We start from the raw sequence: 11,219 nt of genomic DNA, 5'->3' as shown, positions 1-11,219 counted from the left end.
GTGCGTGCCAAGCGGGAGCCCCGCACGCACCCCGGCAATCGTGGGGGCGTCCGCGACGGTTCAAGTACCGGCCACGAACTCGACCGCCGCCACCTGCGGGGTGGTGCCGGGCCGCGTCCGCACGGGGTCGGCCTCGCCGAGCGCGACCGAGAGCGCGGCGTCGTACAGGTCGAGCCCGGTGGCTCGCAGCAGTACGTCGCTGATGAGCCCGCCGGCCGGCCGGAAGGCGATCTCGATCAGGTGCCACCGGTCGCCGTCGCGCTTGGCCTCCAGGTGGAGGACGGCGCTGTCGATGTCCAGCGCGGTCACCACGCTGTCGACGAAGTGCCGGGCCGACGGGCCCAGTTCGCGCTGTGTCGCGGGGTCGATCACGTGCCGCGTCTCGACGAAGGACGGCGGGGCGGTGCAGGTCTTCTCGGTGACGCCGACGAACAGGGTGCGTCCGGCCGACACCACGGCTTCCAGGGAGAGCTCCGGCCCCGGCACGAAGTGCTCGACCAGCGCCCGCGGTTGACCGGTGGTGGACATCACGGCCGACAGCGCGGCGGGCAGTTCGGCCGGGTCGGCCACCCGCCGGATGCCGAGACTGGCCGCGCCGTCGACGGGCTTGACGATGACCTCGCCGGACGGAGCCGAACGCAGCAGCTCCTCCGCCTCGGCGGGGTCCGCGGTGAGCACGAACGGCAGCTCGGCGCCGGTGCCGGCCAGCCGACTGCGCACGTCGGCCTTGTGGGTGAGCTCCTCCGCCACCGCGGGCCCGGCGCCGGGCAGCCCCCACTCCTTCGCGAGGCGGGCCGCTATCCGGGTGCCCCAGTCGTTGAAGGCGAGGATGCCGTCGACCTTGCCCGCGAACGACTTGAGGCGGTCCAGGTCCGGCCCCGGGTCCTGATGGTCGGTCAGTTGCCAGGCGTGGTTCTCGGTGGCCAGCCGGTCGTAGCGGGAGTAGGCGGTTTCGTCCACGAGGATCGTGTCGACACCCCTGCGCTCAGCCACCGCGAAGAAGCGTTCACGCAGTGGTCCGATGCCGATGACCAGGACGGTGGGACGTGCGTTCAAGGCAATCTGTTCCTTCGTGAGTGGTGCGGCGGGCATGAGTGGTGCGGGAGAACAGTCGTGGGCGGGAGACGGCAGGGTTCCTGGGTCCGTCAGGTGGCGAAGGCCGCGTCAGTGCGGCGCAGCAGCGCACGGTGGGCGGGAGCGCCGGGCGGTACGGCGCTCAGCAGCGGTCGTGCCACAGCCCCCCTGTGCAGCTTGGCAGTCGGGGTTCCCGTGCTGAGCAGCACACCGCGGGCTCCGTTGCCGCGGGCCAGCCGCATCGGCAGATGGTAGGCGACGTGGAAGTACGCGCCGATCTCCGCGCTTCCGGGGCCGAGCCCGACCATGCGCGGCAGCACCTCGCGGGCGCCCAGCACCACGGTGGAGCTGGCCACGGCCGTTCCGCGGTGGTCCCGCACGAGCGTCACGCAGAAGCGGGGGCCGAAGGCCTGCCTCAGGCGCTCGTTCACGCGCAGCAGCCGTGCCGGATCACCCGGGATTCCGTGTTTCTCGTCCGAGCACGCCTCCAGCCGCGCGACCTCCCGCTGGATCTCCTCGGTCAGGTCGCCCTGGTGGATCTCGGCGGTCGCACCGGCCTCCTCCAGGGACGCCAGCTCCCGCCGCAGCCTGCGTCGCCGGTGCGCCGAGAAGCCCGCGAGGTAGGCGTCCTCGTCGGCTCCGACGTCCGGGATCCGGAAATAGCGATCGGTGACGCCCACGCTCCAGCCGCGCTCCCGCAGCCGCGGCAGCACGGGGCTGTCCTCGTCGAGATGCAGGAAGGTGAGCAGCCGCCCCTGCGCGCCCGCATACCCCTCAAGGGCGGTCACCAGGGCGTCCGCGTCGAACTCCGCGCCGCCCGCGGGGAAGACGGACGGCCCGTATCCGAGGGCGCACACGTTCAACTGGCGCAGCCCCTCGGCCCTGGCCTCCTTGATGTCCGCCTCGGGCTGATCCACCCCGCGGCCCGTGCCGGCGGACACGTCGGTGCAGTTCATCCGGGAGAAGCCGGAGTGGTCGTCCTGGACGCGCACCGCGCAGGCGGCCCCGGCTCCGGGGACCTCCAGAAAACCCACACCGTCCTCGGGCCACCGGTTCGCGGTGAGCCAGGCGCACGAGGCCCGGGGGTCCGCCGGATCGGCGTTCCAGTAGCCGGCGGGCAGACCGTCCGCCGCCGTGTACCGCGTGACCGTCACATCGCCACCGCTTCCACTCCGTTGCGCACATGACCCCACCGCACCCGCGTCTCCCGGTGGATCCGCCAGATGTTGTCCTCCGTCAGCAGCCGGGAGACGACACCGGGGTACGCCTCTTCGAAGAAGGAGTACGGCGGGGGGACTTCGACACCTTGGGAACCGTAGTCCAGGTGATCGTCCATGCCGTGCCGGCGGGTGATCTCGGTGCCCGGGTGGTACGTCAGGATGTTCGGGCTGGCGAGCATGAGGTAGCCGTCGTCGATGAGCCGGCCCACCTCCTCTATGGTCTCGGCGATGCTGTTCTCGTCCTCGCCGTCCAGCCCGAAGAGGACCGAGCTGCCGACGCGGATCCCGGCCTCGCGCAACAGCCCCAGCGCGAGGCGCACGCGTTCCTTCCACGGCGTGCCGCGCCGCACGTTCTTGTGGACGTGCCGCATCACCTGCTCGGACATGCTCTCGATACCCAGGTAGACGTAGGTGCAGCCCGCTTCGCGCATCCGGGTCAGGCCCGCCCGTACGATCTCGGACTTCGGGCCGGTGAGCACGTCGACGGTGAGCTGGGCCCCCCACTGCAGAACGCTCAGGCCGCGGTCGATCTGCCGTGCCTCGGCCAGAGCGTTACAGAACTCCCTGATGCGCGGCCAGGACCCGGACCAGAAGATCGAGTCGTCGAAGAAGGCGGCCTCGGCACCGTATTCGACGTACTCCCGCAGTCGTTCCACCATGCGCTCGGCATCGCCGGCCACCGCCCGCCTGACCTGGCCGAGCAGCGCGGACTCCGAGCAGAAGGTGCACCGCATCGGGCAGGTGCCCGAGACGAGGACGTGAGCGCACCGGGACGTCGTACCGTCGTCACGGGTGAAGATCGGGAACCGGGAACGGATCAGGAACGGAGCGTACGGAGCCGGCTCCTGTTCCGCGGGGACAGGCGGGCCCTCCACCCGGAAGGCCGTCCAGCCGGTGGTGCCGCGGACGAGGATGCTGCCCCGCCCGTACTCCTGGCCTCCCTCGGTGGCCATCCGCTCCAGCTCGGTGGCGACCTGCTCGGCGGTGGTCGCGCGGGTCGCCAGGTCCATGGAACGGGCGACGGCCCGCAGAGTGAGGTCGAGCAGCGGGGCGCCGTCACCGCTCACGACGACGTCCACCGGGCCGGGGCCGGGCCGCCGCGCGCCGGTGGCGGTGGAACTGGGCGCGAGATACACCTCGGCCGGCTGCTGCCGGCGCACCGTCTCGTCCGCGTGCCGTCCGCCCATCACCACAAGGGAGTTGGGACATTCCGCCTTGACCAGGGCGGCGATCTCCAGGGCATAGCGGTGTGCGGGGGAGACGGCGCTGATCAGGACGACGGAGGGGCCGCGCCGCCGCAGCAGGCTCACGAGGTCGGCGCGGGTCCGAGGGGTCCAGGTCCGGGGATCGAAGACGGTGTCGTCGGTCGTCCGCACCTCGGTCTCCTGGCGGCGGGACACGTCCGGCCGCTCCTTCTTGCCGGGGAGGCGGGGCCACAATGGGCACAGGTCGTTGTACACGTCGGCAGGGCCGAAGGGATCGGTGAACGAGGCCGTCGCCCGTGCCATCGGATAACTCAGCGCCGAATAAAGGGCCATGGGATCACCGGGATAGGCGACGTCGTTCTCCTCGTCGGTGATCACCGGCGCGAGAATCGCCAGCACACCGAATGCGCGCACCGTCCCGGCGGCCTCGAATCCGGCGTGGCGCACCTCGGCCTGAAGCCGGCGGCGCCGGGTGCGCAGTACGGGGTTCTCCCGCGTCGCGATGTCGGTGTCGTGGCCGCCGATGTGCAGCAGAGCGGGCCCGAATGTGGCCCGAACCTGAATGCTCGTCACGCCGCCACCTCTTCCTTCCACTTGTCCGCCAGGGCACTGATGTGCGCGGGCGCCGTTCCGCAACAGCCGCCGACGAAGCCCAGCCCGAATTCCACGGCCCAGCCGTACGCCAGGTCGGCGAACACCGAGGGCGAGAGGGCAGGCGGGAGGGTGCGCTCGCTGTGCTCCCAGCGGTCGAGCGCCGTCCGGTCCTCCAGGTTGGGATAGACGCCGACGGGCACGCCGAGGCCGTCGAGCCGTTCCAGCGCGCGCGGGACGGCCGTACGGGGCAGGCAGTTGGCCGCCACCGCACTCGCTCCGGCGTCGACGCAGGCCAGTGCGGCCTCGCGGAGCGCGTCACCGTCGGGAAGGGTGGCTCCGTCCGTGACGACAAAACTCACCCAGGTCCTCAACCCGCGCCGGACCGCGGCCTCGACCGCGATCACGGCCTCGCGCCGCGTGCACTGTGTCTCGACGAGAACCAGGTCGGCCCCGGAGTCCGCGAGTACGTCGGCCATCCAGCCGTGCTCGCGGGCGAGGGAGTCCGCGTCCGGCGTGAGCGCCGGGGTGTAGCAGTCCTCTACGGGTGCGACGGAGGCGGCCACCAGGGCGTGCGGTGTTCCGGCGGCCCGACGGGCCCGTACGGCACACGCCACGGCCCGGTGCACGTAGCCGGCCTGTTCGGTGTCGGGCACGCCCATGCGGGACAGGGCCCGGGTGTTGGTGCGGAAGGTGTTGGCGGTGACGAGGTCGCTGCCGCTCTCCAGGAACTCCGCGTGGACCTTCACCAGCGCGTCCAGCCCGGCCGGGTCGCGCAGCGGCGCGCTGGTGAGCCACGGCGCGAGCATGGGGATGCCGGCCGCCTGGAGACCGGTGGCCGTACCGCCGTCGAGGATCCTGGGAAGGGGGCTCATGCGATCTCCCCGAGATTCCGCGAGGTGTTCTCCGCGCCGCCCCACGCCAGGAACTCGTCGACCCATTCGGCGGGCATCAGATTTATCTTCTGGTCGGCGAACGGGCGCTGCTGGGGAGGGATCCAGTCGTCGTCGCCGCGGCCCGGGACCGAGCCGTCGGGCCTGACGATGTGCGGGCCGTAGTAGAACCAGGCGATCTGCCCCACGAACTCGTTCAGCACCGCCCTGTGTATGTCGGGGGAGAACATGCGCAGATGCGCGAGAGCCACGGAGAGTTCACCGCGGAGATTGAAGGGGGCGCGCATGAGGTAGTGCCCGAAATAGTCGTGGGTGGCGCGCAGTACGTCGTTGCGGAGGGCCGGTGTGCCGTCGATCTCGGTGCCCGACTGCGACAGGAGGGGGTTGTCGGGATCCTCGTAACCCTCCGGTCCGTGGCCGTGCTCCGTGGGGAACACATAGAGGTCCTCACCGGCGTCCAGGGCCTCGCAGAGCTCGCGGGAGGCTCCGTAGGGCTGCCCGGAACTCCGGAAGTAGCGCACCTTCAGCCCCATGTCGGTCATACAGGCGAGCTGGGCGCGCGCCTCCTCCGCCATCCGCAGGTACTGGCCACGGGCGTCGGGATCGTTGGGGAGGCTCTGTTGTTCGTGAAAACGCTGCGCTATCTTCCGCACCAGACGTTCCGGAACGCCGGGTGCCCGGAAATCGGAACCGACCCACTTTTCTTCCAGATTGGCGCGGCGAAGATAGAGCCGAGAGACCTCGCGAACGTCGACGACCATGAGAAAACCCCCGTGATATCCGTTTCGTGAACGGAGCGACAGCCCTTGGTGCGGCGGATTCCATGGTTGCCGCGGGGCGGTGCGGGGGCATGCCGCAGGAACCGGTGACACCGTTTCGGGGGACGCCGTCGCGCCCGTGCGAAGGGGAGGCGGGAACGCACCGGGACCGAATCGGGAAGCCGCGGGCGGATGTTGAGTGCATGCGAACTGCGATTTGTGAGCGACAGCCGTTGGTCCTCATGGGCCTGGCGCACCTGCTGGGTGCCCAGTCGTCCTGCGAAGTGGTGTTCACGTCGACCGGTGCGCTTCCCGGTGCCGGAGACCGGATCGATGTCCTGGTCGTGGGGGAGAGCGTGGCGGCCGGCCTGCCGGAGACGTGTACGTGGTCCGGCGCCGGGGACGAGGTGCCGGACGTGGTGGTGGTGCGGGCGGACGCGACCGCGGAGGAGGTGCTGCGGTCGGTGTCCGAGGCGGTGGCGCGCTCGTCGACGGCGTCCGTGGCGGAACGCCCGGCGGCGGCCTTGTCACCGCGGGAGCAGGAGGTACTGCGTTTCATCGCGCTGGGATTGACCCATGGGCAGGTGGCCCGGCGTATCGGGATCAGCCATCACACGGTGGACACTTACGTCAAACGAGTACGGTCGAAGTTCAGCGTCGGAAACAAGGCCGAACTCACGCGTATCGCACTCGGCTTGATGCCACTTTGAGCGAACCTTTACCTGCGCCGGAACCCTGTGACCAACGCCGTACCATTCGCTCCCCAAACCTCTTATGATCGCGAGGCGAGGCTCTAACCGGGCCTCTGTAGAGCCCCTACCAGGGCTTTCTGCATGACGGGGGGACAGAGCATCCATGTCCGAACAGGGAGACGGAGCACTGCGGTTCAACATCCTCGGACCGCTGGAGGGATGGCTGGGAAACACCCGGCTGCGCCTGGGCGGAGCGATCCAGGAACGGGTTCTGACGACCCTGCTGCTCGAACCGGGCAGGGTGGTACCGGTGTCACGCCTGGTACAGGCCGCGTGGGACGAAGATCCACCGGCAACCGCCACGCACCAGATACGCAAAGCCGTCGCCGACCTTCGGCGGCGCGTGCCGGACGGCAGCAGAGTGGTCGTCACCGAAGGGCCGGGCTACCGGGCCATGGTGGCCGACACCGAACTGGATCTGACGGAATTCGGGATCCACATCCGTGAAGCGGGCCGCGCGGTCGCCGAGGGCAGACCCCCGGACGCCGTGGAAGCACTGCGCCGGGCGCTCGCGCTGTGGCGCGGGCCTGTCATGGCGGACACGGGAGGCGCCGTGATCCAAGCGGTCGCGACCGCGCTCGACGAGCGCCGACTGGCCGCCGCCGAGCAGTTCTTCGAACTGCGCCTCGGTCTCGGCGAGGCCGCCGAACTGATCGGTGACCTCCGGGACCTCATCGCCAGGAACCCCTTGCGCGAGACCCTGCGGGGCCAGTTGATCCTGGCGCTGTACCGCACCGGCTGTCAGGCGCAGGCTCTCCAGGAGTACCAGAGGGTCCGGGAACTGCTGCTGGAGGAACTCGGGATCGACCCCGGACCGAGACTGAGCGAGTTGCACGCCGCGATCCTGCGCGAGGCCCCCGAACTGGGCGTACCCGGGCTCCTGTTGCCGCCGCCCCCCGAGCCGGTGGCACAGTCCGCCGCCCCTGCCGCCACCCCGCGGACCGACCGGCCCGCGCCCCCTTGCACCCTGCCCTGCGACCTCTCCGACTTCACCGGTCGGAAAAGGGAACTGGACGCGCTGGTCGACCGCATCAACGGCGGCGGTGAAGCAGCGCAACGACGCAGCCGGATCGTGGCGATCGACGGAATGGGAGGCAGCGGCAAGACCTCTCTCGTCGTACGCGCGGCCCATCAGGTGGCCGCGGACTTCCCGGACGGCCAGCTCCACCTCGACCTCCGCGGCTTCACCCCCGGTGAGCCGCCGGTCTCGCCGGCGACCGCACTCGACGTACTGCTCAGGGCGCTCGGCACCCCGGGTGACCGAATACCCGACGACATCCAGGGCCGCACCGCGCTGTGGCGCTCCCAACTGGCCCAGCGCCGGCTGCTGTTGCTGATCGACAACGTCGTCGACGTCGGCCAGGTGCTTCCCCTGCTGCCCGTCTCGCACGGCTGCCTGGTCCTGATCACCAGCCGGGCCAGGCTCGTCGACCTCGACGGAGCCGAGTGGGTCTCGATCGGCCCGATGTCCCATGAGGACAGCACGCTGCTGATAGAGGAAGTGCTCGGTACTACGCGCGTCGCGGCCGAGTCGGAGGCGACGGCCGAACTGGTCCACCTCTGCGGCCGTCTTCCGCTGGCGCTGCGCATCGTCGCCGCCCGGCTGCGCAACCGACCGCGCTGGACCGTGGAGTACATGGTCGACCGGTTGCGTGACGAGACCCGCCGGCTGGAGGAGCTGAGCGCGGGCGAACGCAGCGTCGCGGCCTCCCTGCGGCTCTCGTACCAGATCATGGACGAGGAACACCGCATCGCCCTGCGCATCCTGGGCCTGCACCCCGGTGCAGACATCGACGTGTACGCCGCCGCCGCCCTGCTGGGCACGGACCAGCACGACGCGGAAAACGTACTGGAACGGCTGCTGGACGTGCACCTGCTGGAGCAACCCGCCATCGGGCTCTACCGGTTCCACGACCTGGTCCGCAACTTCGCACAGAGCCAGTGCGGTCCGGACACCGCGCGGGACGACACCGCGGCCGTCCAACGCCTGCTCGACTACTACGTCACGATCACCGAGACGGCGTGCGAGCTGCTCTTCAGCGGCCGAAAACGCCGCTCCACCGGCATACCTCCCTATCCCGGTGACCAGCCGCTGTTCGTGGACGCGGCGCGCACCGGCCGCTGGTTCGACCGGGAACACGGGAACCTGATCGCGGCCATCTCCCTCGCGTACCGCCGCGGCCTCGACCGCCACACGGTGTGTCTCGCCCGCAACATCGTCTTCAGGCTCAACGCCCGAGGACAGTTCCAGGAGTTCAGGGACGTCGGCCGCATCGCCGTCGAGGCCGCCCGCCGGCTGGAGGACGTGAGCCTGCTGAGCGTCAGCCTGTCCAATCTCGGCGTCGCCTGCTGGAAACTGGGGCACTTCGAAGAGGGACTGGAGGTGGCCACCGAGGCACGTGACGTCGCCGTCCGCCTGCGCGACCAGCACACCGAAGCACACAGTGAGTCCACGATCGGGCTGTTGCTCACCGTGCTCGGGCGACACCCCGAGGCGCTGCTGCATCTGGAACGCGCCATCGCCCTGGAACGGAAGCTGGAGATTCCACGGGCCGAGGCCGAGACGCTCACCAACCTCAGCACCCTGTACGCGCAGTGGGGCAGGTGCGAGGAGGCGGCCACCGCCGCGCGTCAGGCCCTGGAACTCCACCGGACCTTCGAGTACCGCGACAACCACGTGATGGCGCTGACCGATCTGGCCTTCGCCCACCTGGGACTCGGCGAGCACGAGGACGCGCGCCGATGTCTCGAAGAGGCGCGCGCCATGTGCGACTCCACGAGCCCGCCGGGAGACGTCGCGTTGGCCCTGGCACTGTCCGCCGAGGTCGACGAGTGCCTGGGCCACCCGTCGGAAGCGGCCGGCTTCGCGCGCCGGGCGCTGGAGCTCGCACGCATGAGTGGCAGCCCGACGCGGCAGGCGAAGGTCGAGAACCTCATCGGCGCGTTCTGCCGGCGGAGGAACGAGCACGAGAGGGCCCTGTCGCTGCACGCCCACGCCCATGAACTCGCCACCGCCATCCAGTACCGGGCGGAGAGCGCACGGGCGTTGCACGGGATGGCCTGCGCGGAGGAGGCACTCGGTGACACGGCCCGGGCCCGTGAACACAGGGGAGCGGCGGCGGAGTTGCTCGACTCGATGGGCTGTCGTGCACCTCTGGTCGACGATCCGGTCAGGACGTGACCGAGGTGGGTCCCTGATTGTCCGCGACGACGCGGTGGGTGGAGTGGTGATGGTCGGTCGCGCCGTGGCCGGCCGTCGCTCCCACGCCGAGTACCAGGGCCGCGGCAGAGAGGGCGCCGACGAGCGTGGTCAGCATTTTCCGCATGTTTCTCCTTGGTGACGGGTGCCGCTTGAGGTGACGTCGTCATGCTCGTCGCGGCCCTTCCCGTCCCGGTCCCGTCTCGTTACCGCCTCCTCACCGCAGCGTCGGCGCCTCTGCGCACAGGGCGTTCCACCTCTGCCGCACGGCGGCGAGCCGCTCGCCCACCTCCTGGCGGGAGCCGCCGTGCACGATGACCTGGACGTGCTCGGGGACGTCCCCATCGGCTTCCGCCACCCGGACGTCATCGACGTGGTCCATCGCGCCGACGACGTCCAGAACCGCCGCCAGGCCCGCTCCGCGGTGGCTCAGCGGCAGGCGGGCCAGGGCCGCGGACCGGACGGGCGCCGGATACCGCCGCGGCGATCCGGACAGCGCCGACAGGACGTCCTCCTCCGGGACCCGGCCGGTCGACGCCCGCACCAGGCGCCGGATCGGCTGCGCGCCCAGCCGTGCCTTCGAAGCGGCGATCCGCGGGCCGTTCCCGGTGACGACCACCTGGGTGTGGGCGGGCCCCGACTGGAGCCCCGCCAGGTCCAGCAGCGCCCGTACCGCGGTGCGGATCTCGGCCGTGTCCGCCTCCGACAGGGCCGCCGGATGAAGCAGATCGGCACCGCCGTACGTGCCGGTGGTCATCCCGGTCACCTCGTGCATGCCCTCGCAGGTGAGCGTGTCCACGCTGACCCGCGGTCCGGACAGGAACTCCTCGACCAGATGGGGCCCGGCGGGGGCGTCGGCCACCCATTTCTCCAGGTCGTCCCTGCTCCGAATGACGGTGGTCCTCGGCACCGGGCCGGCCTTGACGGCCACGGGCAGCGGGAAGTCCTCGACCAGCGCGCGTACGGCCTCCACCGTCGTGGCCGACTCGGCCCGGACGACGGACACCCCGCTCTGGTTGAGGATCCGCCGCATGACCGCGGGATCACGGAGCCTGCGCAGGGGCTCCGCCCGCGTCGGTGACAGTTCCCGAAGAGCCCGCTCGACGGCGAGGTGAAGCACCTCCGAGTCACCGAGGTACACGATGTGCGGGATCTCGTGCGTGCGAGCGGTCCTCACCAGGGCGGAGTGCAGCGCGTCAACGTCGTCCAGGTCCACCGACGACCGTCGGTCGGTGTCCGGTGCGGCGGTCGCCGGACACCCGACCGACCAGGTGTCGAAACCCGCCGCTGTCGCCGCCGAACGTAACCCGGCGTCCGGTTCCAGGAGCAGCATCCGACGTGGATTCACCGTCACTGCCTCCCTTTCTGTAGTCCCGCACGTGCTGGTGGAGGAGCGGACCTGTCAGTAGTAGTGGCGCATGATGTCGGTGGCCCAGGTGGGTTGGGTGGTGGTGTTCTGGGGGCCGAATTCGGTCATGTAGGGCTTGATGTCGAGGACGGGGGTGTTGTCGACGGCGTCGAGGCCCT

At 70.5% G+C, this 11,219-nt stretch carries 9 protein-coding genes and 1 pseudogene; 2 read left to right on the top strand and 8 right to left on the bottom strand.

Annotation, left to right across the window (positions count from 1 at the left end; all coding sequences use genetic code 11):
- Positions 1-60: 60 nt before the first annotated feature.
- The 5 genes from R6V09_RS34055 to R6V09_RS34035 form a co-directional block, all read right to left on the bottom strand.
- Entirely contained in the window at positions 61-1,056 is a 996-nt protein-coding gene (locus R6V09_RS34055; protein WP_317885321.1) for an ATP-grasp domain-containing protein, read from the bottom strand.
- Between the two features lie 89 nt (positions 1,057-1,145).
- On the bottom strand, positions 1,146-2,228 hold the full coding sequence (locus tag R6V09_RS34050) for a hypothetical protein (protein ID WP_317885320.1): 1,083 nt from the start codon (positions 2,226-2,228) through the stop codon (positions 1,146-1,148).
- Entirely contained in the window at positions 2,225-4,072 is a 1,848-nt protein-coding gene (locus tag R6V09_RS34045) for a B12-binding domain-containing radical SAM protein (protein ID WP_317885319.1), read from the bottom strand. Before R6V09_RS34045 ends, R6V09_RS34050 begins: the two co-directional genes overlap by 4 nt.
- The gene (locus R6V09_RS34040; protein ID WP_317885318.1) at positions 4,069-4,965 is read right to left on the bottom strand and encodes a homocysteine S-methyltransferase family protein; all 897 of its coding nucleotides are present in this window, start codon (positions 4,963-4,965) and stop codon (positions 4,069-4,071) included. Before R6V09_RS34040 ends, R6V09_RS34045 begins: the two co-directional genes overlap by 4 nt.
- Positions 4,962-5,636, bottom strand: a complete 675-nt coding sequence (locus tag R6V09_RS34035) for a hypothetical protein (protein ID WP_317885317.1) — start codon at positions 5,634-5,636, stop codon at positions 4,962-4,964. Before R6V09_RS34035 ends, R6V09_RS34040 begins: the two co-directional genes overlap by 4 nt.
- A gap of 308 nt (positions 5,637-5,944) precedes the next feature.
- Between R6V09_RS34035 and R6V09_RS34030 the strand changes: the two genes are divergently transcribed.
- Together R6V09_RS34030 and R6V09_RS34025 are read left to right on the top strand one after the other, a co-directional pair.
- Positions 5,945-6,451: a response regulator transcription factor gene (locus R6V09_RS34030; RefSeq protein ID WP_317885316.1), complete on the top strand. Its 507-nt coding sequence runs from the start codon at positions 5,945-5,947 to the stop codon at positions 6,449-6,451.
- 145 nt (positions 6,452-6,596) lie between these two features.
- On the top strand, positions 6,597-9,674 hold the full coding sequence (locus R6V09_RS34025) for an AfsR/SARP family transcriptional regulator (protein ID WP_317885315.1): 3,078 nt from the start codon (positions 6,597-6,599) through the stop codon (positions 9,672-9,674).
- On the opposite strand, the gene R6V09_RS34020 is transcribed toward R6V09_RS34025, so the two are convergent.
- The 3 genes and pseudogenes from R6V09_RS34020 to R6V09_RS34010 all read right to left on the bottom strand — a co-directional run.
- Positions 9,664-9,819 carry a hypothetical protein gene (locus R6V09_RS34020; protein ID WP_317885314.1) on the bottom strand — a complete coding sequence of 52 codons (156 nt, stop codon included), beginning with the start codon at positions 9,817-9,819 and terminating at the stop codon, positions 9,664-9,666. The genes R6V09_RS34025 and R6V09_RS34020 overlap by 11 nt on opposite strands.
- Before the next feature lie 90 nt (positions 9,820-9,909).
- Positions 9,910-11,040, bottom strand: a complete 1,131-nt coding sequence (locus tag R6V09_RS34015; RefSeq protein WP_317885313.1) for an ATP-grasp domain-containing protein — start codon at positions 11,038-11,040, stop codon at positions 9,910-9,912.
- A gap of 54 nt (positions 11,041-11,094) precedes the next feature.
- Positions 11,095-11,219 (bottom strand): annotated as a pseudogene (locus R6V09_RS34010) (tRNA (N6-threonylcarbamoyladenosine(37)-N6)-methyltransferase TrmO); the annotation flags it as partial.

Origin of the sequence: Streptomyces sp. W16 (genome assembly GCF_033194735.1) — a bacterium.
Classification (GTDB): Bacteria; Actinomycetota; Actinomycetes; order Streptomycetales; family Streptomycetaceae; genus Streptomyces.
Note: the sequence above shows the minus strand (reverse complement) of the source record. Positions and strands in the feature narration are given on the sequence as shown.